General features: G+C 64.4%; 19 protein-coding genes and 1 tRNA gene. 9 read left to right on the forward strand and 11 right to left on the reverse strand.

Going from position 1 to position 25,189, the window contains the following annotated elements:
- Window positions 1–61 precede the first annotated feature (61 nt).
- Window positions 62–2,446: a 3-hydroxyacyl-CoA dehydrogenase/enoyl-CoA hydratase family protein gene (locus AB4Y82_RS08000; RefSeq protein ID WP_441611212.1), complete on the forward strand. Its 2,385-nt coding sequence runs from the start codon at window positions 62–64 to the stop codon at window positions 2,444–2,446.
- A gap of 74 nt (window positions 2,447–2,520) precedes the next feature.
- A complete protein-coding gene (locus AB4Y82_RS08005) occupies window positions 2,521–3,729 on the forward strand; it encodes an acetyl-CoA C-acyltransferase (RefSeq protein WP_441602331.1) in 1,209 nt (402 codons plus the stop codon).
- A 216-nt stretch (window positions 3,730–3,945) separates the two neighbouring features.
- On the opposite strand, the gene AB4Y82_RS08010 is transcribed toward AB4Y82_RS08005, so the two are convergent.
- Window positions 3,946–4,329: a YidH family protein gene (locus AB4Y82_RS08010; RefSeq protein ID WP_441602332.1), complete on the reverse strand. Its 384-nt coding sequence runs from the start codon at window positions 4,327–4,329 to the stop codon at window positions 3,946–3,948.
- Between the two features lie 127 nt (window positions 4,330–4,456).
- On the opposite strand from AB4Y82_RS08010, the gene AB4Y82_RS08015 reads away from it, so the two are divergent.
- The 3 genes from AB4Y82_RS08015 to cycA all read left to right on the forward strand — a co-directional run bounded on the left by AB4Y82_RS08015 (window position 4,457) and on the right by cycA (window position 7,287).
- On the forward strand, window positions 4,457–4,996 hold the full coding sequence (locus AB4Y82_RS08015; RefSeq protein WP_441602333.1) for a DUF2058 domain-containing protein: 540 nt from the start codon (window positions 4,457–4,459) through the stop codon (window positions 4,994–4,996).
- Window positions 4,997–5,066: 70 nt separating this feature from the next.
- Window positions 5,067–5,804, forward strand: a complete 738-nt coding sequence (locus AB4Y82_RS08020) for a 2OG-Fe(II) oxygenase (protein ID WP_441611213.1) — start codon at window positions 5,067–5,069, stop codon at window positions 5,802–5,804.
- A 70-nt stretch (window positions 5,805–5,874) separates the two neighbouring features.
- On the forward strand, window positions 5,875–7,287 hold the full coding sequence (gene cycA, locus AB4Y82_RS08025; protein WP_441611214.1) for a D-serine/D-alanine/glycine transporter: 1,413 nt from the start codon (window positions 5,875–5,877) through the stop codon (window positions 7,285–7,287).
- Window positions 7,288–7,422: 135 nt separating this feature from the next.
- Here cycA and AB4Y82_RS08030 read toward each other — a convergent pair.
- The 4 genes from AB4Y82_RS08030 to AB4Y82_RS08045 all read right to left on the reverse strand — a co-directional run bounded on the left by AB4Y82_RS08030 (window position 7,423) and on the right by AB4Y82_RS08045 (window position 10,631).
- A tRNA-Gly gene (locus AB4Y82_RS08030) sits at window positions 7,423–7,498 on the reverse strand.
- 73 nt (window positions 7,499–7,571) lie between these two features.
- Window positions 7,572–8,180 (reverse strand): CDP-diacylglycerol--glycerol-3-phosphate 3-phosphatidyltransferase, encoded by a 609-nt coding sequence (gene pgsA / locus AB4Y82_RS08035; protein WP_441602336.1) that lies wholly within the window; start codon window positions 8,178–8,180, stop codon window positions 7,572–7,574.
- A 129-nt stretch (window positions 8,181–8,309) separates the two neighbouring features.
- Complete coding sequence (gene uvrC / locus AB4Y82_RS08040) at window positions 8,310–10,139, reverse strand: excinuclease ABC subunit UvrC (RefSeq protein ID WP_441602337.1); 1,830 nt, start codon at window positions 10,137–10,139, stop codon at window positions 8,310–8,312.
- A gap of 9 nt (window positions 10,140–10,148) precedes the next feature.
- A complete protein-coding gene (locus AB4Y82_RS08045) occupies window positions 10,149–10,631 on the reverse strand; it encodes a low molecular weight protein-tyrosine-phosphatase (protein ID WP_441602338.1) in 483 nt (160 codons plus the stop codon).
- A 165-nt stretch (window positions 10,632–10,796) separates the two neighbouring features.
- Between AB4Y82_RS08045 and AB4Y82_RS08050 the strand changes: the two genes are divergently transcribed.
- Window positions 10,797–11,210, forward strand: a complete 414-nt coding sequence (locus tag AB4Y82_RS08050) for an energy transducer TonB (RefSeq protein WP_441602339.1) — start codon at window positions 10,797–10,799, stop codon at window positions 11,208–11,210.
- 35 nt (window positions 11,211–11,245) lie between these two features.
- Window positions 11,246–11,404, forward strand: a complete 159-nt coding sequence (locus AB4Y82_RS08055; RefSeq protein WP_441602340.1) for a hypothetical protein — start codon at window positions 11,246–11,248, stop codon at window positions 11,402–11,404.
- Between the two features lie 3 nt (window positions 11,405–11,407).
- Here AB4Y82_RS08055 and kdsB read toward each other — a convergent pair whose 3' ends face one another.
- The 5 genes from kdsB to AB4Y82_RS08080 form a co-directional block, all read right to left on the reverse strand.
- Entirely contained in the window at window positions 11,408–12,181 is a 774-nt protein-coding gene (gene kdsB / locus AB4Y82_RS08060) for a 3-deoxy-manno-octulosonate cytidylyltransferase (protein WP_441602341.1), read from the reverse strand.
- Window positions 12,182–12,337: 156 nt separating this feature from the next.
- On the reverse strand, window positions 12,338–13,642 hold the full coding sequence (gene aroA / locus AB4Y82_RS08065) for a 3-phosphoshikimate 1-carboxyvinyltransferase (RefSeq protein ID WP_441602342.1): 1,305 nt from the start codon (window positions 13,640–13,642) through the stop codon (window positions 12,338–12,340).
- Between the two features lie 42 nt (window positions 13,643–13,684).
- Window positions 13,685–14,773 (reverse strand): prephenate dehydratase, encoded by a 1,089-nt coding sequence (pheA, locus tag AB4Y82_RS08070; RefSeq protein ID WP_441602343.1) that lies wholly within the window; start codon window positions 14,771–14,773, stop codon window positions 13,685–13,687.
- Between the two features lie 79 nt (window positions 14,774–14,852).
- The gene (gene serC / locus AB4Y82_RS08075) at window positions 14,853–15,938 is read right to left on the reverse strand and encodes a 3-phosphoserine/phosphohydroxythreonine transaminase (protein WP_441602344.1); all 1,086 of its coding nucleotides are present in this window, start codon (window positions 15,936–15,938) and stop codon (window positions 14,853–14,855) included.
- Between the two features lie 100 nt (window positions 15,939–16,038).
- Entirely contained in the window at window positions 16,039–16,806 is a 768-nt protein-coding gene (locus tag AB4Y82_RS08080) for an FHA domain-containing protein (protein WP_441602345.1), read from the reverse strand.
- Between the two features lie 162 nt (window positions 16,807–16,968).
- Between AB4Y82_RS08080 and AB4Y82_RS08085 the strand changes: the two genes are divergently transcribed.
- Window positions 16,969–17,244 (forward strand): polyhydroxyalkanoic acid system family protein, encoded by a 276-nt coding sequence (locus AB4Y82_RS08085; protein WP_441602346.1) that lies wholly within the window; start codon window positions 16,969–16,971, stop codon window positions 17,242–17,244.
- Between the two features lie 81 nt (window positions 17,245–17,325).
- The gene (infA, locus tag AB4Y82_RS08090; protein ID WP_019466733.1) at window positions 17,326–17,544 is read left to right on the forward strand and encodes a translation initiation factor IF-1; all 219 of its coding nucleotides are present in this window, start codon (window positions 17,326–17,328) and stop codon (window positions 17,542–17,544) included.
- A 215-nt stretch (window positions 17,545–17,759) separates the two neighbouring features.
- Here the strand turns inward: infA and AB4Y82_RS08095 are convergent, their stop codons facing one another.
- On the reverse strand, window positions 17,760–25,151 hold the full coding sequence (locus AB4Y82_RS08095; RefSeq protein WP_441611215.1) for an ESPR-type extended signal peptide-containing protein: 7,392 nt from the start codon (window positions 25,149–25,151) through the stop codon (window positions 17,760–17,762).
- Window positions 25,152–25,189: the final 38 nt, after the last annotated feature.

Raw genomic sequence — 25,189 nt, forward strand, 5'->3', positions numbered from 1 at the left:
TCCCCTCGGCCGCTCGCGGCCGTTCGTCTCACTACCAGCGTTTCGCATTACGGAGAAGCCAATGACCGCTCCATCCACCCCTAAAGCGCTACGAATCCGCAAGGCCGCGGTACTTGGCGCCGGCGTCATGGGCGCGCAGATCGCCGCGCACCTGAGCAATGCCGGCGTCGAAACCGTGCTGTTCGACCTGCCCGCCAAGGAAGGTCCCAAGAGCGGCATCGCGCTGAAGGCCATCGCCAACCTGCAGAAGCTCTCGCCTGCCCCGCTGGCCGACAAGAACGTCGCCGCCACCCTGATCCCGGCCAACTATGACGAGCACCTCGATCATCTGAAGGACGTGGACCTGGTGATCGAAGCGATTGCCGAACGGATGGACTGGAAGCTGGATCTCTACAAGAAGATCGCGACCCATCTGTCGCCGACCGCGGTCATCGCGTCCAACACCTCGGGCCTGTCGATCAACCAGCTGGCCGAAGCGCTGCCGGAAGAAATGCGTCACCGTTTCAGCGGCGTGCACTTCTTCAATCCGCCGCGCTACATGCACCTGATCGAGCTGATCCCGACCAAACTCACCGACAAGAACGTGCTGGAGGGCCTCGAAGCCTTCCTCACCACCGCGCTCGGCAAGGGCGTGGTGTATGCGAAGGACACGCCGAACTTCATCGGCAACCGCATCGGCGTGTTCTCGATGCTGGCCACCATGCATCACACGCAGCAGTTCGGCCTGGGCTTCGACACCGTCGACGCGCTCACTGGCCCGGCGGTTGGACGTCCGAAGAGTGCGACCTACCGCACCGCCGACGTGGTCGGCCTGGACACCATGGCGCATGTGATCAAGACCATGGCCGACACGCTGGCCGACGATCCGTGGCACGAATACTTCAAGGCGCCGGTATGGCTGTCCGCCCTGATCGAAAAGGGCGCGCTGGGCCAGAAGACCGGCGCGGGCTTCTATCGCAAGGCCGGCAAGGACATCGTCGTGCTCGACGTGGCCAAGCAGGATTACCGCCCGTCCGAGCAGAAGGCTTCCGACGAGGTCGCCGCGATCCTCGCGATCAAGGATCCGGCCGAGAAGTTCGGCAAGCTGCGCGCATCAAATGATCCGCAGGCGCAGTTCCTGTGGGCGACCTTCCGCGACCTGTTCCACTACAGCGCCTATCACCTGGCCGACATCGCCGATACCGCGCGCGATGTCGACTTCGCCATCCGCTGGGGCTACGGCTGGAAGCTCGGTCCGTTCGAGACCTGGCAGGCTGCCGGCTGGCAGCAGGTGGCGAGCTGGATTGCCGAAGACATCGCCGCTGGCAAGGCCATGAGCAAGGCGCCGCTGCCGGCGTGGGTGACCGACGGCCGCAACGGCGTGCATGGCAAGGACGGCTCCTGGTCCGCTGCCGAAGGCAAGAACAAGCCGCGCTCGCAGCACCCGGTCTACCAGCGCCAGCTGTTCCCCGATCCGATCCTGGGCGAGAAGTTCGACCAGGGCACCACGGTATGGGAGAACGACGGCGTGCGTCTGTGGACGCTGGGCGACGATGGCGTGGGCATCATCTCGTTCAAGACCAAGATGAACACGGTCAACGACTACGTGCTCGACGGCGTGCAGCAGGCGATCGATGTCGCCGAGCAGCAGCTCAAGGCCGTGGTGATCTGGCAGGCCGGCGAGCCGTTCTCGGCGGGCGCCGATCTGAAGGGCGCACTGGGTCTGCTGCAGGCCGGCAAGTTCGACGACTTCGAGAAGATGGTCGCCAACTTCCAGGCCACCAGCATGCGCATCAAGCATTCGCTGGTGCCGGTAGTGTCGGCGGTGCGTGGTCTCGCTCTCGGCGGCGGCTGTGAATTCCAGATGCATTCGGCGCGCACTGTGGCGGCGCTGGAAAGCTATATCGGTCTGGTCGAGGCCGGCGTCGGCCTGCTGCCGGCCGGTGGTGGCTTGCATGAGCTGGCCATCCGCGCGGCCAGGGCCAACCCGGAAGATCCGTTCGAAGCGCTGAAGAAAGTGTTCGAGACGGTCGCGATGGCGAAGGTCTCCGGCAGCGCGATGGAAGCCAAGCAGCTGGGCCTGCTGCGCGACAGCGACATCGTCGTGTTCAACGCCTACGAGCTGCTCTATGTCGCCAAGAAGGTTGCACTGTCGCTGGCCGAGAGCGGCTGGCGTCCGCCGATGATGGCTCGCAACATCCCGGTCGCCGGCGATGTGGGCACGGCCACGTTCCAGGCTTCGCTCGCCAATCTGGCGGAAGGCTATTTCGCTTCGCCGCATGACGTCGCAATCGCCACGCGCATCGCGGACACGCTGTGCGGCGGCAAGATCGAACGCGGTTCGCAGGTGGACGAAGAGTGGCTGCTGCAGCTGGAACGCAAGCACTTCGTGGAGCTGGCCAAGACCGAGAAGACCCAGGCCCGCATCGCGCACACCATGACCACCGGCAAGCCGCTGCGTAACTAACCAAGCGTCCTTACCTGCGAACAAACTTTGAGCGCGTCGCCGCAAACCTGAGCGCGACGCCACGGAGCAAAACCATGAGCAAGCAAGTGCAAGACGCCTATATCGTCGCCGCCACCCGCACGCCGGTCGGCAAGGCGCCGCGCGGCGTATTCCGCAACACCCGTCCGGACGACATGCTCGCCCACGTGATCCGCGCCGTGATGGCGCAGGCGCCGGGCATCGACCCGCATCGCATTGAAGACGTGATCGTCGGCTGCGCCATGCCCGAGGCCGAGCAGGGCATGAACGTGGCGCGCATCGGCGCCCTGCTCGCCGGCCTGCCGTACACCGTGCCGGGCGTCACCATCAACCGCTTCTGCTCCTCGGGCGTGCAGGCCATCGCCATGGCAGCCGACCGCATCCAGCTCGGCGTGGCCGACCTGATGATCGCCGCCGGCACCGAGAGCATGAGCATGGTGCCGATGATGGGCAACAAGATCGCCATGAATCCGGCCATCTTCGCCAACAAGGAAGATATCGCCATCGCCTACGGCATGGGCATCACTGCCGAGAAGGTGGCCGAGCAGTGGAAGGTCACGCGCGAGCAGCAGGATGCGTTCGCGGTGGAAAGCCATCGCCGCGCACTGGCCGCCATCGCCGCCGGCGAATTCAAGGAAGAAATCACGCCGTTCCAGCTCGATGACCATTACCCCGATCTGGCCACGCGCGGCATCAAGACCGACAGCCGCCTGATCGACACCGACGAAGGCCCGCGCGCCGGCACCACGCTGGAAGTGCTGTCCAAGCTCAAGACGGTGTTCCGCAACGACCGCTTCGGCGGCTCGGTGACGGCTGGCAACTCCTCGCAGATGTCCGATGGTGCCGGCGCCCTGCTGATCGCCAGCGAGAAGGCGGTGAAGGAATTCAACCTCACTCCCATCGCGCGCTATGTCGGTTTCTCGGTGGCAGGCGTGAAGCCCGAAGTGATGGGCATCGGCCCGAAGGAAGCGATTCCTAAGGTGCTCAAGCAGGTTGGCCTGACCAAGGATCAGATGGACTGGATCGAACTCAACGAAGCGTTTGCCGCGCAGGCGCTGGCGGTGATCGGCGATCTCGGCCTCGACCCGAGCAAGGTCAACCCGCTCGGCGGCGCCATCGCGCTCGGCCATCCGCTCGGCGCCACCGGTGCCATCCGCGCCGCCACGCTGATCCACGGCATGCGTCGTCGCAAACAGAAGTACGGCATGGTGACGATGTGTATCGGCACCGGCATGGGTGCAGCGGGCGTGTTCGAAGCGCTTTGATCTGTCGCTTCATGCGTAAACGAAAAGGCGCCGTAGCGATACGGCGTTTTTTTTCGCCATCTCCGATGCAAACGGCCCTGCTCTTTTTTCTCGTCATTCCGGCGCAGGCCGGAATCCAGGTGCGATGCATCCGGTTGTCGCGACAATCGGCACGCACTGCTACTGGATTCCGGCCTGCGCCGGAATGACGCGTTGGAGGCGACGCGACGAAGGGCCTCAACTCAGCGCCGCAAGCTGCCGCGCCACATAGAGCGTCAAGAAGATCGCCATCAGCACCAACAGCACGGCCATGCCCCGGGCCGTCCACGAGTCGCCATACATCGAGGTATCGGCCGCCTCGATCGCCTTTCGATTGCGATAGAACCGGATCGTGGCGCCGACGATCATCAAGGCGCCCACCAGCAGCAGCCCCAGGCCCAGCCATTGCGACGCTTCCGTATGCAGGCTCTCGGTCACCTTGGCGGCCGCGCGCGATGTGAACAGCAAAAAGATATCGAAGCGTTCCAGCAGGAAGCCGAACGCCATGACCGAGATCGCGGTGCGCACCCAGGCGAGATAGGTCCGCTCATTGGCCGAATGGTCGGTGAAATGCGGGATCACGGCACATCCTTTGGTGAGGAACCCTGCCCGCAGCCATCATGCCACGCCGCGTCTCACCGGGCCGCAGATCGCGCCGTGCCGGACCCGCGCTACAATTCCCGGGCTACGTTTTCCGGACGCTCCACGCATGCGCAATCCCCTGCAGGAACAGCTACTCAAGGCCGGCCTCGCCAAAAAGGGCAAGGTCGACCAGATTGCCCGCGAACAGGCCAAGCAGCGCCAGGGCAAGCCCATTGCCAGCGAGGCCGCCGAGAAGATCGACACCCAGCGCCTGCAGGCCGAACGCGCCGAACGCGATCGCGCCCTGGCTGCCGAGCGCAATGCGCAGGCCCATGCCCGCGAGATCGCCGCCCAGGTGCGCCAGATCATCGAGGCCAACAAGGTCAAGCGCGAAGGCGAGATCAGCTATCGCTTCAACGACGGCGAGAAGATCCACAGCGTGCTGGTGAACGAAACCCTGCGCACCCAGCTGGCCAAAGGCACGCTGGTGATTGCGCGCTTGGGCGACGGCTACGAGCTTTTGCCGCGCGCTGCAGCCGACAAGCTGCGCGAGCGCGACGCCAGCGTCATCGTGCTGGACCACGGCCGGGCCGCGGATGCCAAGCCGGCCAGCGATGACGATGAGTTCTACAGCCAGTTCAAGGTGCCGGACGACCTGATCTGGTGATGCGCAAGAATCGGAGTGTGGCATCAGTCGCCACCGGCTAGTTTGAGGTCTCGCCACTCGACTGCCCACCATGCACGCACAACTCATCGAATCGCCCAACCAGTCCATCGCCTCGCGCATTGAGGCCATCGATTGGCCGACCCTGCTGGCGGAGCTCGATGAACGCGGCAGCGCAGTGATTCAAGGCCTACTCGATGCCGAGCTATACCGCGATATCGCAGCCCACTACGCCGACGAGTCGCGGTATCGCAGTCGCGTGGTGATGGCCCGCCACAACTTCGGCCGAGGCGAATACCGGTACTTCCGCTACCCCCTGCCCGAGCCCGTGCAGCAGTTGCGCGGCGCGCTGTATCCGCAGCTGGCGCCCTTGGCCAGCCAGTGGAACGTCCGCATGGGCATAGCGATGCAGTATCCGGCGACACACGAGGCGTTCCTGGCTCGCTGCCATGAGGCCGGCCAGACGCGCCCGACGCCGCTGCTGCTCAAATACGGTACCGGCGACTACAACTGCCTGCATCAGGATCTTTACGGCGAACACGTGTTTCCGCTGCAGGTGGCGGTCCTGCTGTCCGAACCCGGTCGCGACTTCAGCGGCGGTGAATTCGTGCTCACCGAGCAGCGGCCACGTATGCAGTCGCGCGTCGAGGTGGTGCCGCTGCGCCAGGGAGACGCCGTAATCTTTGCCGTCAACCAGCGTCCGGTCGCCGGCATGCGGGGTTCCTACAGGGTCACCATGCGCCATGGCGTGAGCCGCGTGCGCAGCGGCCAGCGTCACACGCTGGGTGTCATATTCCACGACGCCCAGTAGGTATGCAGCACGACCCGGTGCGTATCCTTTAGGATGGTCGCTTTCGTACCTCGAAAGGATCGTGCCGCCTATGCAGAACCACGAACCGACCGTTGCAACCGGCCAACCCGAACATCACCTGCAGCGAAATCTGCGCAACCGCCACCTGCAGCTGATCGCCATCGGCGGCGCCATCGGCACCGGCCTGTTCATGGGCTCGGGCAAGACGATCAGCCTCGCGGGCCCGTCGGTGATTTTCGCCTACGCGATCATCGGCAGCGTGCTGTTCTTCATGATGCGCGCCATGGGCGAGCTGCTGCTGTCCAACCTGAACTACAAGTCGTTCGTCGATTTCAACTACGACTTGCTCGGCCCCTGGGCGGGTTTCTTCACCGGCTGGACCTACTGGTTCTGCTGGGTGGTCACGGGCATCGCGGACATTGCGGCCATCACCGGTTATATCCAATTCTGGGCGCCGCACGTGCCGCTATGGCTGCCCGGATCGGCCTGCATTCTCCTGCTGCTGGGCCTCAACTTGCTGACCGTGAAGCTCTTCGGTGAAATGGAGTTCTGGTTTGCGCTGGTGAAGATCGTCGCCATCGTCGCGCTGATCGCCGTCGGCATCGTGCTGATCGCCATCGGTTTCACCTCGCCGACCGGCGCCAAGGCCGCGGTGTCCAATCTCTGGGCGAATGGCGGCTGGTTCCCGCACGGCGGTTCAGGATTCATGGCGGCGTTCCAGATCGCCGTGTTTGCCTTCGTCGGCATCGAGCTGGTGGGCACGGCATCAGCCGAAGCGCGTGATCCGGAAAAAACCCTGCCCAAGGCGATCAACTCCATTCCCATCCGCGTGATCATCTTCTACGTGCTCGCCCTGCTGGTGATCATGACGGTCACGCCGTGGAACGAAGTGGCGCCGGATYGCAGCCCGTTCGTGAACCTGTTCATGCTGATCGGCATTCCGATCGCCGCCAGCCTGATCAACTTCGTGGTGCTCACCTCGGCAACGTCCTCCGCCAACAGCGGCATCTACTCGACCGGCCGCATGCTCTACGGTCTTTCGGCTGGCCGCCTCGGCCCCAAGCCGTTCGCCAGACTGAGCAACAACAACGTGCCGGCGAACGGCCTGGCCTATTCGTGTTTCCTGCTCTTCATCGGCGTGTTCCTGCTCTACCAGGAAGGCGACGTCATGAAGGTCTTCACCATCGTCACCACCATCTCCAGCATCTGCTTCATCTTCGTGTGGTCGCTGATCATGATCGCCTACATGCGCTACCGGAAACTGCATCCGGAGCGTCATGCGACGTCGATCTTCAAGATGCCCGGCGGCGTGGCGATGTGCTGGATCGTGCTGGCCTTCTTCGCCTTCGTGCTGTGGGTGTTCGCGCAGAAGCAGGACACGCTGCAGGGCCTGATCTACACCCCGATCTGGTTCATCTGCCTGGCCCTCTGCTACCCGCTCTATCGCCGGCAGGCGATCGAGCATCGCAAACAGACGCATTGACGTTGCGACACGTGACGGCGCGCGGCCCAAGCCCGCGTCGTCACGGCCTAAGAAGGGCCTGATTCACAGGCATAAAAAAACGGCCGCGAGGGCCGTTTTTTTTTTGTGAATGGCGATGCTTCCATTCACTGAATCTGGAGCGGGAAACGAGACTCGAACTCGCGACCCCGACCTTGGCAAGGTCGTGCTCTACCAACTGAGCTATTCCCGCATCGAAGTCGCGCATTGTAATGGCTAATCCGCGCCCGTCAAGCACCTGTCATGAATCTCAGGGCTTCTTTTATTCAGTCGTCGTTGCGGGGCAGCGGATGGCCGGAACCATCGCCCTTCAGGCTGGGCCACGCGGCGCGCAGGTAGTACAGGCCCGACCAGATGGTGAGGATGCCGGCGATCACCAGCAGTCCCTCGCCGATGTGATACAGGCGCAAGGCCTCGGCGTCCTTCTCGTGCTGGACGATCAGCACCACCAGAGCGACCATCTGCATGGCGGTCTTGAGCTTGCCGATGAAAGCCACCTTGATGGTGGCACGCATGCCGATCTCGGCCATCCATTCGCGCAAGGCGGAGACACTGATCTCGCGTCCCACGATGATGGCTGCCGTGATCGCCATCAGGATGCCCGGCCAGCCGCCGCGATGGGTTTCCACCAGCAGGAACAGCGTCACCGCCACCATCAGCTTGTCGGCGACCGGATCGAGGAAGGCGCCAAAGGCCGAGGTGAGATTCATGCGCCGGGCGAGATAGCCATCCAGCCAATCGGTGATGGCGGCAAGCGCGAACACGATGGCTGCCGTGATGTTGTGCCCAGGAAACTGCCAATAGAACACCACCACCATCACCGGCAACAGCAGCACGCGAAACAAGGTCAGCCAGGTGGGCAGGTTGATGTGCATAAATCCTTTCCGGTTTGCAGCAGTCAGCAGGGAAGCTTGTGGATCAACGCCATCATCAACCGTCCACGCCCTCGATCATGCGGGATTTTGATGTAAGCCGGCATGACGGTCCGCACCCATTCGCGCGGATCAGCCATGGAGTGCAGCATAAATGCGTTCGGCCAATCCGCGATCAATGCCTTTCACGCGGGTGAGCTCCTCCACGCCGGCCGCTTCCACGCCGGCGAGACCGCCAAATGCCTTGAGCAGGGCCGAACGGCGGCGCGCGCCGACGCCGGCAACATCCTCCAGCACGCTGCGCTCGCGCGCCTTCTCGCGGCGCTTGCGATGGCCGGTGATGGCAAATCGATGCGCCTCGTCGCGCACGGCGGCCACCAGATGCAACGCCGGCGATGACGGGCCCGGATGCAGGTTGCGGCCCGAATCGGCCAGCACCAGCGTCTCCTCGCCCGCGCGGCGACCCGGCCCCTTGGCCACGCCGACCACGTGGATGCCGGTCACGCCAAGCTCGCGCAATACGTCCAGCGCCTGCGCCACCTGCCCGCTGCCGCCATCGATCAGCAGCACGTCGGGCCGCGCGCCCTCGCCTTCGGCCAGCCTGCGGAAGCGGCGCACCAGCGCCTGATGCATGGCCGCATAGTCGTCGCCGCCGGTGATGCCGCTGATGTTGAAGCGGCGGTAGTGCGATTTCTCCGGGCCTTCCGGGCCAAACACCACGCAGGACGCCACGGTGAGCTCGCCCTGGGTGTGGCTGATATCGAAACACTCGATGCGGCGCGGCGGCTCGTCCATCTCGAGCAACTTCTGCAGATCGTCGAAACGCGCACCCAGGGTCTGCCGGCTGGCCAGCCTCGCGGTCAGCGATGCCTGGGCGTTGCGCTCGGCCATCTGCAGGAAGCGCGCACGTTCGCCGCGCACGCTGGATTTGAGCTCCACCGCATGGCCCGACTGCTGCGCCAGCACTTCGCCGAGGACCTGTTGGGTGGGCAGCGTTTCGCCCAGGATCAGCTCGCGTGGGACCGGACGGTCCAGGTAGTACTGCGCGATGAACTGCTCCAGCACGTCGGACGGTTCGGCATCCAGCGGCAGGCGCGGGAAGAAGTCGCGCGTACCCAGGCTGATGCCGTTGCGGAAGAACAGCACACTCACGCAGGCCATGCCCGCTTCGATGCGGCAGGCGAGCACGTCCATGTCCGCGCTGGCGCCCTGCACGTGGTGCTCGGCCTGCAGCTTGCGCAAGGCGCCGACCTGGTCGCGGAACGACGCCGCGCGCTCGAATTCCAGCGCCTTGCTCGCTTGCTCCATCTGGCTCGCCAGCTCGTCGATGACCGCGCTGCTGCGGCCTTCGAGGAACATCTCCGCGTGGCGCACGTCGTTGCGATAGTCGTCGACCGTAATCAGCTGCACGCACGGCGCCGTGCAACGACCGATCTGGTGCTGCAGGCAGGGACGCGAGCGGTTCTTGAAATAGCTGTCCTCGCACTGGCGCACCTTGAACAGCTTCTGCATCAGGTTGAGGCTTTCGCGCACGGCGAAGGTGCTCGGGTACGGCCCGAAATAGCGGCCCGGCAGATTGCGTGCGCCGCGATGAAAGGCCAGCCGCGGGTAGTCCTCGCCGCCCGACAGATAGATGTACGGGTAACTTTTATCGTCGCGCAGCAGGATGTTGTAGCGCGGCTTGAGCGATTTGATCAGCTGCGATTCGAGCAGCAGCGCCTCGCCTTCGGTGCGCGTGATGGTGATCTCGGTGCGCGCGATCTGCGAGACCATCGCCGCGATGCGCGGCTCCATGCGCGGCTTGAGGAAATAGCTGCCGACGCGCTTCTTTAGGTTGCCGGCCTTGCCCACGTACAGCAGCTCGCCGTCCTCGTCGAAATAACGATAGACGCCGGGCGACGTGCTCAGGTTTTTGACGAAAGCCTTGCCGTCGAAGGCTTGCGGCGGCGGTGTGGACTGCATCGTGTGATTCTATCCGGTCACTGCTGCCCGCAGGCGCACGATCAGGCCATCCACGCCCTGCTCCGCCAGCGCCACAGCGCGGCGAAACCCCTCGGTATCGCCAAAGTACGGATCGGGAAACTCTTCCGGCGCGGCCACGCCCGCCCAAGGCAGGAACAAGGCCGGCGCCACGCCATCACGCGGACGCAGCCCTTCGAGCGTCTCCAGATTGTCCTGGTCCATCGCCAGCACCCAGTCGAACGTCTGGAAATCGGCTGCCCGCACCTGTCGCGCGCGATGCGGCGACAAGTCATAGCCGGCATCCGCTGCCGCACGCAGCATGCGCGGATCGGCGCCCTTGCCGATATGCCAATGGCCGGTGCCGCAGGAGGCCAGCGACAACGAAAGGCCGGCCTGTGCCGCGCGCTGGCGAGCCACGGCTTCCACCAGTGGCGAACGGCAGATATTGCCCAAGCACACAAACAAGATGGACGGGACCGGCGCGCTTTTCATCAGATGGAAATGTCCTCGTCGCGTCGCCCTGATATAGGCATCGCATGAAAACTCGAAATGGCTGCGGAAAGGGCCGCAATCAAGCCCTCAGGGAGTGACTAAAGTCACGATTGTTGTGACACGCGAAGTCTGCCTATGCTTGCCCGATCCACAGGGAGGAAGAAAGTGAATCGCAAGCTCATTACGATAGTGGCCGCTGCCATGCTGCTGGGCCAGGCGGCCATCGCAGGACCCGCCGGGCAAGACGCGCCGGCTCCGGCTGCCGCCTCGCCCACGGCAGGCGCCAGTGCCAATACGGCAGGCGATCATCCGGCGAGCATCGACGAGGATCGCCCCCAGCCGGCCCCGCGCTTTTCCGCCGCCATGAAGAACAACGCCGGCACGGGCACCGTGGTGGTCATGGTGCAGGTCGGACCGGACGACAAGGCCAAGTCTTTCCACGTGATGATGTCGTCGGGCTCCAAGGCCCTCGACGACGAGGCCATCCGAACCGCGAAGGGCTGGTCGTACAAGTCGGCCGTCAAGAACGGCGCGCCTGCCGATGGTTATGTGCAGGTGCCGATCAGCTTCAACAAATAGCCTGAGTCGATGCAGGGCTGATTGGAGGATCGCTCGTGGGCTGCCTGCCTCTACCCATCCTGTTCGTGCTCGGCTTTTTGATCGGTCGCGCCGTTGCCGGTACCAACGGCGCCCTGTGGGGCGCCGGCATCGGGCTGGTAGTGGGCCTGGTCCTGGGCGGCTTGTTCGTGATGCTGCTGCGTCGCCGACGCTGAGGCTCAGCGCTGGGCCAGCCAGCGCTCCGCACGCTCGAGGTCGGCCTCAGTATCGATGCCCGGCGGGAACGGTTCGGGCGTCAGTCGGGCAGCGATGGCATAGCCGTGTTCGAGCACGCGCAGCTGCTCCAGCGATTCGGCCTGCTCCAGCTGAGTGCGCGCCAGCGTGGTGTAACGCTTGAGGAAGCCTGCGCGATACGCGTAGATGCCGATATGGCGCAGGAACGGCACGTTCGCGGGCAATACATCACGATCGGCAGCAAACGCATCGCGCGCCCACGGCAGCGGTGCACGACTGAAGTACAACGCCCGCCCATTGGCAGAACGCACAAGTTTGACCACGTTGGGATCAAACAGCTCGTGCGTATCCACGATCGGCGTGGCCAGCGTGGCCATCGGCGCATCGTCCTCGGCCAGCGCGCGCGCCACTTCGCGGATACCCGCCGCCGGCGCGAACGGCTCGTCGCCCTGCAGATTCACCACGATGGCGTCGTCGGGCCATGCGTAGAACTCGGCACATTCGCCCAGGCGATCGCTGCCCGAGGCGTGGCCGCTGCGCGTCATGCATACATCCACGCCATGCCCTTGCAAGGCATCGGCGATGCGCTGGTCGTCCACCGCCACCACCACTTGCGTGGCACCCGCCTCGAGCGCGCGCTGCGCCACGCGCACCACCATTGGCACACCAGCTATATCGCGCAGCGGTTTGGCCGGCAGGCGCGTGGAGCCGTAGCGGGCGGGAATGGCGACGATGAAGGACGGGGTGGCAGTGGGCATGGCGATCTCTGCGTGAGGCCACAAGGGTAGCTGCACCCGTTCCCACGGGCGAGACCTTGTGGGAGCGCACCCTGTGCGCGACGGGCATGCCGGACGGTCTCGGTTCCTGCCAGTCGCGCACAGGGTGCGCTCCCACAGAAAGCCGAATTGCTCGAATCAGGCGGTTTCCAGCTTGAACCCGCAGCGGTTGGCCAGCTCGATGAACCCAGGGAACGAGGTCGCCACATTGGCGCAATCGTTGATGCGCACCGACCCACTGGCGACCAGGCCGGCCACTGCGAAACTCATGGCAATACGGTGATCGCCATGGCTCTCGATGGTACCGCCATGCAGCGAGCCGCCGTGGATGGTGGCACCATCAGGAGTCTCGTCGACAACGGCGCCGAGCGCGCGCAACCCCGTGGCCATCGCCGCCAGGCGATCCGACTCCTTCACGCGCAGCTCGGCCGCACCGCGCACCACGGTATTGCCCGTGGCTGCCGTGGCCGCGACGAACAGCGCGGGGAATTCGTCGATCATGTCGGGCACCAGCGCCTCGGGCAGTTCGATGCCGTGCAGCGGCGCATGGCGCACCACCAGATCGCCGACTGGTTCACCGCCGCTCTCGCGTTCGTTTTCGATGCGAATATCCGCCCCCATCAAACGCAGCGCCTGCAGCAGGCCGGTGCGGCGCGGATTGAGGCCTACCGACTGCAAGCGCAGCTCGGCACCCGGCACGATGCTGCCGGCGACGAGGAAGAATGCCGCCGAGGAGAAGTCCGCCGGCACATCCACATTGGTAGCGCGCAAGGTATGACCGCCGCTCAGTCGTGCGCGACCCGGTGCGAAATCAATGGGCCAGCCAAACGCCGCAAGCATCCGCTCGGTGTAGTCGCGCGTCGGATGCGGCTCGATCACTTCTGTTTCGCCTTGCGCATACAGGCCCGCGAGCAACAGCGCCGACTTCACCTGGGCACTGGCCACCGGCAAGGTATAGGCGATGCCATGAAGCGCCTGCCCGCCGCGCACCTGCAGCGGCGGAAGACCGTCCTGCGTGTCGATCTTCGCGCCCATGCGGGCAAGCGGGTCGGTCACGCGGCGCATCGGACGCTTGGACAGCGATTCGTCGCCGACCAGCGTGCTATCGAAGGCCTGCCCTGCCAGCAATCCGGCCAGCAGGCGCATGCCGGTGCCGGCATTGCCGCAGTCCAACAACTGCGTGGTTCCCTTCAGGCCGTGCAAGCCCACGCCATGCACCACGCGTTCGCCATCGGCCGGGGTTTCGATGCGAACGCCCAGCTGCTGCAGCACGGCTGCAGTGGCGCGCGTATCTTCGCCTTCAAGAAAACCACGGATATGCGAAGCACCTTCCGCCAACGCACCCAGCATCAGCGCGCGGTGCGAAACGGATTTATCGCCAGGCACACGCACGCTGCCCTTGAGCGCGCGCGCGGCGTGACTGGTCCAGTCGAGTCGGGTCACGAAGCATTCTCCAACGGCTGCACAGCGGCGGCCACAGTTCTATCAGGGCAGCGCCACGGGGTAGGAGCCGAGCACACGCACCTGCGCGGCGGCTTCGCCCATTTCCTTCATCGCAGCCTGCAAAGGCGCGTCGTTGATGTGACCGGAGACATCGATAAAGAAGGCGTACTGCCACTTGCCCGAATGCGCCGGACGCGATTCGATGCGATTGAGGCTGATGTCGTGCTCGGCAAACGGCTTGAGCACGTGATACAGCGCGCCCGGCTTGTCGTTCACGGTGATCAGCAGTGAGGTGCGATCGTTGCCGGACGGCGGAAACAGCGAGCGGCCGATGACCAGGAAGCGCGTGGTGTTGTCCGCGCGGTCTTCAATGCCCTGGGCCACCGTCTTCAGGCCATACACGCGGCCCGCCGTTTCGCCGGCAATCGCAGCCACGTCATCGGCGTGACGCGCCATGCGGGCCGCCTCGGCGTTGCTGCTCACCGCCACGCACTCGACACCAGGCAAGTTGATGTGCAGCCAGGTCTTGCACTGCTGCAACGACTGCGCATGCGCGTAAACACGCTTGATGCCCTCCAGCTTGCCCTGCATCGAATGCAGGCACTGATGCACGCGCAATTCCACTTCACCGCAAATGGTGGCTTCGGAGGTGAGGAACATGTCCAGGGTGACCTGGATCATGCCCTGCCCGGAATTCTCCACCGGCACGACGCCGAAATCGGCGTGGCCCGCCGCCACTTCCTGGAAAACTTCCTCGATGCTGCCCAGCGGCAGTCCGTAGGCGGCGTGACCGAAATGCTTGCGCACGGCCTGTTCGCTGAAGGTGCCCTCAGGGCCGAGAAAGCCGACCTTGAGGGGATCTTCCTGGGCCAGGCACGAGGACATGATTTCGCGGAACAGCCGCACCATTTCCACGTCGGTGAGCGGGCCATCGTTGCGGTCCACCACCATGCGCAGCACGTGGGCTTCGCGTTCCGGGCGGTAATAGTCGATCGCCGAAAGCCCCTCGCCCTTGACGCGGGCCACTTCCTGCGCCCATCCGGCGCGCTCGGAGATCAGCTGCTGGATCTGCTGATCGATGCTGTCGATGCGCTCGCGCACATCGGAAAGCGAGGATTTCTTATCGGTCATGTCGTGGGCTGCGCAAGCAACGGAAGTCCAAATGGGGATCAGGGATAGTCCTTGATGTGCGACCAGGCGTGCAACGGTTTCATCCGTGACGATGCGCGAAATCGCGCATGAAACCCACCAGGGCCTGCACCGCTTCGAGCGGAACCGCGTTGTAAAGCGAGGCGCGCATGCCGCCCACCGCCTTGTGTCCCTTGAGCGCGAGCAGGCCGGCGGCTTCCGATTCCTTGAGGAAATCCGCGTCCAGCGCGCTGTCGTGCAAGGTGAACGGCACATTCATGCGCGAACGCGAATCCAGTGCCACCGGGTTGCGATAGAAACCGTTGGAGTGGTCGATGGCGTCGTACAGCAGCGTGGCCTTGGCCGCATTGCGCTCGCCGATCGCTGCCAGACCGCCCTGCTCCTTCAACCACTGAAACGTGAGGCCGGCCAAATACCAGCCCCAGGTGTTCGGCGTATTGAGCATGGAATCGTTGGCGGCGTGATCGGCGTAGCGGAAGATCCGCGCCATCGGCCGCGTGGCGCGCTCCAGCAGGTCGCGCCGGATGATCATCACCACCAGGCCCGATGGGCCGATGTTCTTCTGCGCGCCGGCGTAAATCAGCCCGAATTTGCTGACATCGATGGGCCCGGAGAGGATGTCCGACGACATATCCGCCACCAGCGGCACGTCGCCCACCTCGGGAATCTCGTGGAATTCCACGCCATGAATGGTTTCGTTCGGCGTGTAGTGCACGTAAGCGGCGCGCCCGTCGAGCTGCCACGTGTCGCGCGGCGGCAGGCGCATGTAATGCTCGGCCTTGCTGCTGGCGGCGACATTCACCTTGACGTACGGGGCCGCCTCGCTGGCCGCCTTCTCGCCCCAATGGCCCGTCACGATGTAATCGGCACTGGCGCCTTCGGCGGCCAGATTCATCGGGATTTGCGCGAAATGCTGGGTGGCGCCGCCCTGCAGGAACAACACCGCGTAGTTCGCCGGAACCGCCAGCAGCTCGCGCAGATCGGCCTCGGCCTGCTGGGCCAGACCCATGAAGGCCTTGCCGCGGTGAGACAGCTCCATCACCGAGGCGCCGCAACCCTGCCAGTCCAGCAATTCGCGCTGGGCGCGCTCGAGCACCGGTTGCGGCAATGCGGCCGGGCCAGCGCTGAAATTCCAGAGTCTGCTCACTGACGACGCCTATGGAAGGAACATCGCCGCATTATGCCGCGTCGCAGCAACCGCGAGTCAACCAAAGATGACGCTGCCTCGGGACTGCCTGAAGGCTGCCTCAGAAACGCACCAGCAAGGCCACCGCAATGCCCAGGGCGAGCACCGCGGCGGTAGCGATCAGCCACCACACCTCGCCGCGCGGGCCGGCGTCCTCTTCGGGCAGATGCGGGCGCTCCGGCTCGGGCTGAATGATCTCCGGCTCCGGCTCCAGTCCCGGGGCATCGACCACGAAACGATGCATGCCCAGGCCCACCTGATCACCCGGCCGCAGCGCGGCCTGGGTTACCGGCACGCCGTTGACGCGCAGGGGATAGCGCTCGGACTGCTGGCCGGCCTCCAGCATCAGCTGGCCGTCGCGCCAGAACACCACCAGCGACGCCGTCTCGCCCTGCGGAAGCTCCAGCGGGATGCGCCCATGCGGGCCAAGTTCCAGCTTGTCCAGCAAGGTCAAAACTCGGCCGGACAAGGGCCCCGCCACCGCACGCAAAGCCACCGTGCAACGTCCTTCGGCCGGCACGGTCACGGGCAGGTTGTGGGCGGGTTCTTCCTCGGCACGCAGCAGCATGCGGCAATCGCCGACGCTCAGGATGTCGCCGGCACGCAACAAGGCCTTCTCACGCACCGGGCGCGCATTCACGTAGATGCGGTTGCCCTGGGGCAAGACCTGCAGTACCCAGCCGCGGCGATCCAGTTGGATGCGCAGGTGATAAGTGCCGGCCTGATGCGCGGCCAGGATCAGGTCATTGTCCGGCGCACTGCCGATGCGCAGCGCCGGCCCGTCCCAGTGGAAATCCTCGCGGGGCGAATTGGGAAACTCGATGCGCATCTGTGAACCAGTCGATGGACGGGCGGGACTCTAGCAGATGCCTGCGAGCTTAAGGACGCTCTGATCTCACCCATGGGCTTCGACAACAGAGCTGCGCGCGCTGCGCAGCGGCAGTTCCGGGTGACGTGGCTTACCATATGCCTTTGCCTCCCAGGAACACCCATGCCCAAGATCGACATCCGCCGCCCCCACCAGCTCTCCGTGACCGAGGCCCGCGCGGTGGTCGACAAGGTGGCGGCCCGCATGCAAGAAAAGTTCGGCATGGAGGGCCAGTGGCAGGGCGACATCCTGCGCTTTTCCCGCCCGGGCGTGAACGGCAGCATTGCCGTGGCGGGCGACGTCATCCACGTGACAGCCGAGCTGGGAATGATGCTGGCGCCGCTCAAGGGCATGGTGGAACAGGAGATCCGTCGCAAGCTGGATGAGCATTTTGGCTGATGATTCTTTAACCATTGGACTTTCCGTGGCATAATCGACGGATTAAGCAGCCACGACGGCTGCCCTGCCCCCACGGAACGCATGGCCAAAGACGACGTCATCGAAATGGAAGGTACGGTCCAGGAGACCCTGCCCAACACCATGTTCCGCGTGCAGCTGGAAAACGGCCACGTCATCACGGCCCATATTTCCGGCCGCATGCGCAAGCATTACATCCGCATTCTCACCGGCGACAAGGTGAAGGTCGAAATGACCCCCTACGACCTGACCAAGGGTCGCATCACCTACCGCATGAAATAATCGCTCGTCTGTAGGAGCGCACTTGTGCGCGAAAAGCCTACGCAGCGGTAAAGCCGGAACCTTGCGGTCGCGCACAAGTGCGCTCCTACAAGGGACGGCCCATCGAAAAGGCCGCGCCATGTCGCGGCCTTTTTCTTTGCCCTCTCCCCACAACAACGAAAAACGGCGCCGTATCGCTACGGCGCCGCTCTCTCGTGAAGGTATAAAACCCAGGCTTACCAGTTGTAGCTGGCACCCACGCCCACACCGGCGTCGCCGTGGGTGGTTGCGCTGACGTTGAGCTTCACGGCAAATTTGCCGGTCGCGCTCATGGCCGACATGCTGACCGCCACGCTGGACTGGCCGCGGAAGCTGCCCACGCCCGCGCCGATGGAGTGCCCGCCGTTGACCACCGCCTGCGGGATGGAGGACATGGCCATCGCCGAGGCGACGCCGCCATCCGCCTGGCGACCCATGTTCCTGACCTGCTGGTCGGTGTAGCTCTTGGACCAGTCGGCCACCTGCTGCACCTGGCCCACCGTGGCCGCGTCCGTCGCCGAGGTACCCGGAGCCACGTTGTGGATCACCGCGGCATTGCCGCCGCCGTTCAAGGTCACGCTGCTGCTGCCATCGGCGTTGGTGTCGTAGGTCACCGCCGTATTGGTCGAGCCATCGGCATTCATCACACCGGCGGCCTTCAGCTGGCCCACGTTCACGGCATCCGTGTTGGCCGTACCGGCCGCCACATTGGTCACCTGACGCTCATGGCCGGCCGAACCCATCGACACGCTGTTGCTGCGATCGGCGACCGAGTTGGCGCCCACGGCCACGCTGTTGTCAGCCGAGGCTACCGCGGCATTGCCCAGCGCGGTGCTGTTGTTGCCGGACGCGACGGCGCCGTTGCCACCGGCGGTCGAGGTGCTGCCCGAAGCCACCGGCTGCTTGCTGTTGCTGTCCTTGCTGACCTGGAACATGCCGGACTGGCCGTTGGTGATGTTGGTGACGTTGCTCACGGCACCCGCCATCGTGTTCACCGTGTTTTCCACGTTGGTCACGCGGCCATCGAGGTTGGTCACCGCCTGGTTGGTGGCGTTGAGCTGGCTGCCATTCACCGCATCGGTGCTGGAGGCAGACAAGTTGCCGGCCGCCACGTTGGTGACCTGGCGTTCCTGCCCCACTGCACCCACCGAGACACTGTTCGCACGGTCAGCCACCGAACCCGCACCCAGCGCCACGCTGTTGGCCTGGCTGGCCTGCGCGCCGTTGCCGATCGCCACCGCATTGGCGGCAGATGCCTTGGTGTTGCCACCCACGGCCACGCTGTCCGAGCCCGCAGCGTTGGCAGCGGCAGCCGTCGAATTGACCTTCACGTACTTCAGGCCACCGGTGTTCATGGTGTTGATGGTGCTGTTGATGTTGGCGATATCGCCGGTGTTCTGCGCCACCTGCTGGTTGGTCGCATACAGCTGCGAGCCGTTCACCGCATCGCTGCTGGTCGCGGACAGCGCGCCGTCCTTGACGTTGCTCACCTGCACCGGCGTACCGGCATTACCCAGCGTCACCTTGTCATGGGCGGCGGAATCGTACTTCACCGCGTCAGCAAGCTGACCATTCATGCCATTGATGGTGGTGTTGATGGTGGAGATGTCGGTGGTGTTCTGCGTGACGCGACCATCGAGATTGCTGATGGCACTGCCCGCGTTGTTGACCGTGGTGGTGGAACCGTCCGCATTGTGCACGCTGTAGCTCGGTGCCGAGATGGAACCATCCGCATTCACTGTCGAGCCACCGCCGATGGCATTGGCCATCGACTGGCTCACGCCATACAACTGACCACCGTTGACGGCATCCTTGCTGCCAGCCGCCACCGTGCCATCTGCCACGTTCAGCAGCTTGCGGGCGCCGGCGGTGCCCTGGAAGTCCACCGCAGCACCGTTCGTGCTCTTGCCCACCGTCAGGTTGGCGCCGGCCGAAGCCTGCTGGACCAGACCGATCGTGCCGCTGTTGATCTGGGTGTTGATGGTGTTGATGTCGGAGGTGTTCTGCACGACGCGGCCATCGATGTTGGTGAGCGCCGTGCCCACGTCGTTCGCCGTGGTCGTCGTGCCGTCGGCATTGTGCAGGGTGTAGCTCGGCGCCACGATGGCACCGGTGGTGCTGTTGTAGCTCGCACCGCCGCCGAAGGCCGAAGCCGTGGTGGTGCCCTGCTGGTCGGCCTTGCCTTCCACGCGGGTCACGTTGGCGTTGGTCGTGTTGAGCTGCGACATGTTCACCGCATCGGTGTCAGCCACGCCAGCCGTCACATTCTTGAGCGTGCGGGTGGCGCCGTTCTTGTCGGCAAAGTCCACTGCAACGCCGTCGGTGCCCTTGCCCACGGTCAGGTCGGCGCCAGCCGCAGCCTGCTGCACCAGGCCCACGGTGCCGCTGTTGATCTGGTTGGTGATGTTGTTGATCGACGTCGTGTTGCCCGCGATGTCGGTGGTGTTCTGGGTCACCTGCTGGTTGGTCGCATACAGCTGCGAGCCGTTCACTGCATCGGAGCTGGCAGCGGACAGCGCACCATTCTTGACGTTCGTCACCTGCACCGGCGTACCGGCGTTGCCCAAGGTCACCTTGTCGTGCGCGGCCGAGTCGTACATCACCGCATCGGCCAGCTGACCATTCATGCCGGCAATCGTGGTGTTGATGGTGGAAATGTTACCTTCGGTGGTGGTGACGCGGTTGCCCAGGTTGGTGATGGCGGTGGTGTTGCCGGCCACATTGGCGTTGGTCGCGTTGAGCTGCGACATGTTCACTGCGTCAGTCGCGGCCACGCCAGCCGTCACGTTCTTGAGCGTGCGGGTGTTGCCGTTCTTGTCGGCAAAGTCGACCGCCACACCATCGGTGGCCTTGCCCACGGTCAGGTCGGCACCGGCCTCAGCCTGCTGCACCAGGCCCACGGTGCCGCTGTTGATCTGGTTGGTGATGTTGTTGATCGAGGTCGTATTACCCGCGATGGCCGTGGTGTTGCCGGCGATGTCGCTGGTGTTCTGCACCACGCGGCCATCGACGTTAGTGAGCGCCGTGCCCACGTCGTTCGCCGTGGTGGTCGTGCCGTCGGCATTGTGCAAGGTGTAGCTCGGCGCCACGATGGCACCGGTCGTGCTGTTGTAGCTCGCACCGCCGCCGAAGGCCGAAGCCGTGGTGGTGCCCTGCTGATCGGCCTTGCCTTCCACGCGGGTCACGTTGGCGTTGGTCGTGTTGAGCTGCGACATGTTCACCGCATCGGTGTCAGCCACGCCCGCCGTCACATTCTTGAGCGTGCGGGTGGCGCCGTTCTTGTCGGCAAAGTCCACTGCAACGCCGTCGGTGCCCTTGCCCACGGTCAGGTCGGCACCGGCCGCAGCCTGCTGGACCAGGCCAGTTGTGCCGTTGTTGATGTTGTTCTGCAGGTTGGTGATGGCCGTCGTATTGCCGGCGATGTTGGTGGTGTTCAGCGCAACATTGGCGTTGGTCGTGTTGAGCTGCGACATGTTCACCGCATCGGTGTCAGCCACGCCCGCCGTCACGTTCTTGAGCGTGCGGGTCGCGCCGTTCTTGTCGGCAAAATCCACTGCAACGCCGTCGGTGCCCTTGCCCACGGTCAGATCGGCACCGGCCGCAGCCTGCTGGACCAGGCCAGTCGTGCCGTTGTTGATGTTGTTCTGCAGGTTGGTGATGGCTGTCGTATTGCCGGCGATGTTGGTGGTGTTCTGCACCACGCGGCCATCGACGTTGGTGAGCGCCGTGCCCACGTCGTTCGCCGTGGTCGTCGTGCCGTCGGCATTGTGCAGGGTGTAGCTCGGTGCCACGATGGCACCGGTGGTGCTGTTGTAGCTCGCACCGCCGCCGAAGGCCGAAGCCGTGGTGGTGCCCTGCTGGTCGGCCTTGCCTTCCACGCGGGTCACGTTGGCATTGGTCGTGTTGAGCTGCGAGACATTCACCGCATCGGTGTCAGCCACGCCCGCCGTCACGTTCTTCAGCGTGCGGGTGGCGCCGTTCTTGTCGGCAAAGTCCACTGCAACGCCGTCGGTGCCTTTGCCCACGGTCAGGTCGGCACCGGCCGCAGCCTGCTGGACCAGACCCACGGTGCCACCGCTGATGTTGTTGACGGTGTTCTGCAGGCTGTTGATCGAGGTCGTGTTGCCGGCGATGTCGGTGGTGTTCTGAGTCACCTGCTGGTTGGTCGCATACAGCTGCGAGCCGTTCACTGCATCGGAGCTGGCGGCGGACAGCGCGCCGTTCTTGACGTTCGTCACCTGCACCGGCGTGCCGGCGTTGCCCAGGGTCACCTTGTCATGGGCGGCCGAGTCGTACATCACCGCATCGGCCAGCTGACCATTCATGCCGGCAATCGTGGTGTTGATGGTGGAAATGTTGCCTTCGGTGGTGGTGACGCGGTTGCCCAGGTTGGTGATGGCGGTGGTGTTGCCAGCCACGTTGGCGTTGGTCGTGTTGAGCTGCGACATGTTCACCGCATCGGTGTCAGCCACGCCAGCCGTCACGTTCTTCAGCGTGCGGGTGTTGCCGTTCTTGTCGGCAAAGTTGACTGTCGTGCCGTCGGTGTCCTTGCCCACGGTCAGATCGGCACCGGCTGCAGCCTGCTGAACCAGGCCCACGGTGCCGCTGTTGATCTGGTTGGTGATGTTGTTGATCGACGTGGTGTTACCCGCGATGGCCGTGGTGTTGCCCGCGATGTCGGTGGTGTTTTGCGCGACCTGCTGGTTGGTGGCATACAGCTGCGAGCCGTTCACCGCATCGGTGCTGGCAGCAGACAGGGCGCCGTTCTTGACGTTCGTCACCTGCACCGGCGTACCGGCGTTGCCCAGGGTCACCTTGTCGTGCGCGGCCGAGTCGTACATCACCGCATCGGCCAGCTGGCCGTTCATGCCGGCGATGGTCGTGTTGATGGTGGAGATGCTGCCTTCGTTGGTGGTGACGCGGTTGCCGAGGTTGGTGATGGCCATGGTGTTGCCAGCCACATTGGCATTGGTCGCGTTGAGCTGCGACATGTTCACTGCGTCAGTCGCGGCCACGCCAGCCGTCACGTTCTTGAGCGTGCGGGTGGCGCCGTTCTTGTCGGCAAAGTTCACGGCGGCACCATCGGTGCTCTTGCCCACGGTCAGGTCGGCACCGGCCGCAGCCTGCTGGACCAGGCCCACGGTACCGCTGTTGATCTGGTTGGTGATGTTGTTGATCGACGTCGTGTTACCCGCGATGGCCGTGGTGTTGCCGGCGATGTCGGTGGTGTTCTGCGCCACCTGCTGGTTGGTCGCATACAGCTGCGAGCCGTTCACTGCATCGGAGCTGGCAGCGGACAGGGCGCCGTTCTTGACGTTCGTCACCTGCACCGGCGTGCCGGCATTGCCCAGGGTCACCGTGTCATGCGCTGCCGAATCGTACTTCACCGCATCCGCGAGCTGACCATTCATGCCGGCAATGGTCGTGTTGATGGTGGAGATGCTGCCTTCGTTGGTGGTGACGCGGTTGCCGAGGTTGGTGATCGCCGTGGTGTTGCCAGCCACATTGGCGTTGGTCGCGTTGAGCTGCGACATGTTCACCGCATCGGTCGCGGCCACGCCGGCCGTGACGTTCTTGAGCGTGCGGCTGTTGCCGTTCTTGTCGGCAAAGTTCACGGCGGCACCATCGGTGCTCTTGCCGACGGTCAGATCGGCACCGGCCGCAGCTTGCTGCACCAGGCCCACGGTGCCGTTGTTGATCTGGTTGGTGATGTTGCTGATCGACGTGGTGTTACCGGCGATGTCACTGGTGTTCTGCGCCACCTGCTGGTTGGTCGCATAGAGCTGGGAGCCGTTCACCGCATCGGTGCTTGCGGCGGAGAGCGTACCGTTCGCAACATTGGCCACCTTGTTGCCGCCCATGCTGGCCGTCTGGCCAGCGCCCACGGTCAGGCGGCCATTGGCGGTGAGCATGCCGCTAAAGGTCGGATTGCTGACAACGCCCATGGTGATGGTATTGCCGCTGCGCGCCACCGTGGCATTGGTGCCAGCTGCGAAGTTGGCCGTGCCGCCCGGAGCGATGTTCTGCGACGTGGCGCCGGCGTCGGCGCTCAGATTCCAGCCCTTGTTGGCAGTGGTGTTGGCCGTGTTCGCGGTGGTTTGCGCCGTGGTCACAGCCGTGTTGAGTGTGCCGAGCGCGGTATCGACCTTGCTGAAGCCGCTGCTGACGGTGGTGGCCGCACCGGCGGTGCCGCCGATGCTGTTGGCGTTGGCCAGCGTGTAGCTGGGCGCATTGATCGCGCCGTTGGCACCAACCGTCGTGCCCAGTGCGCTTGCCGTGGTGCTGGCAACGTTGTTGACCTTGGCATCTTCAGACTGCAGCTGGCTGACGTTGACTGCGTCGGTGGCGTTTGCGCCAGCGGCCACATTGGTCAGGCGACGCTCTTTGCCCGCCGAGCCCAGCGACACTTCGCCATTGGCCGCAGACGCCGTGCCCGACAGTGCGGCGGTACCCGGGTTGTAACCAGCCGTCGCGAGATTGGCGGTAGTGGTGGAGTTTGCGCCCAGTGCGACCGAGTTTGTGGTCGAGGCGACCGCACCGGCACCGAGCGCCGTACCGCTAGCACCCGTGACACTGGTGGCATGACCAATCGCGACCGCGTAGCTCGAGAGGTGGGTATCCGCACTATTGCCCAACGAAGTCGACTGGTTGCCGGATTGCGAACCGCCACCGATCGAAAGCGAATTGTTGATGCCTGATGCAATGGATGCGTTCTGGCCGATGGCAATGCTGGCGGACCCGCCCGATGAAGCGTTCTGGCCGATGGCCACCGCACTTCCACCCGATGCGGTGGCCGAGCCACCAATGGCGATCGCCTCGCCTCCCGTCGCGCTGGAATCGGACTGCACGCTGTTGGTGTGGAAGTACTTGATGCCAGCACCGTTGTTGATGTTGGTAAGGCTGGTGTTGAGCTTGCCCAGCGCGGTGTCGACCGTATTGAACGCGCCACCCACATCCGTGGCCGCACCCGATGTGCCGGCGATGCTGTTGGCATTGGTCAGCGAGTAGCTGGGGCCGGTGACAACGCCCGTACCGGCGTTGAACGCCGCGCCTGCGCCCAGGGCGCTGACGAGCGGGGTCAGCTGCGACACGTTCACTGAGTCGGTGGCCGCGGTGCCATTGGCCAAGCCGGTGATCTTGCCGGCATTCATCAAAATATTGGCGCCGCTCTGGGTAATGGTCAGAGCGTTCGAACCGTCGGCACCGTTGATGTATTGATACCCGCCAACGGAGAGCGAATTGGCGGCAACCACGACAGAATCGGTCTGCCTGGCGTTCTTGTAATTGCCCGATGTCATGCTGTTCGCATCACAGTTGGGGATATTGACGAACGTGTTCGTACCGTCACCGCCGATGGCCTGACAGTTGCCGCCATCGGTTTGATTGAACGACATGTCGTTGACAATCAATGGGGCTTTGCCGTTGGTGCTCAACGCAAAGACAGGAGCCACGGCTGCCATCATGCCGATGGCGGCCAACTTCGAAGCGATCCCCTTGGCGGAGGACTTCTTGCGGCCCTTGGCCATTTCGGATGCGACGACCCAGCGGCAGGTGGTGGCGTTCCAGACGATGCGATAAATGGTGTTCATTGAGTGACCTAGCGGATGATGATGGTGTCGGTGGACGA

This window comes from Dyella sp. 2YAF14 (assembly GCF_052114725.1).
In the GTDB taxonomy this organism is placed as follows: Bacteria; Pseudomonadota; Gammaproteobacteria; order Xanthomonadales; family Rhodanobacteraceae; genus Dyella.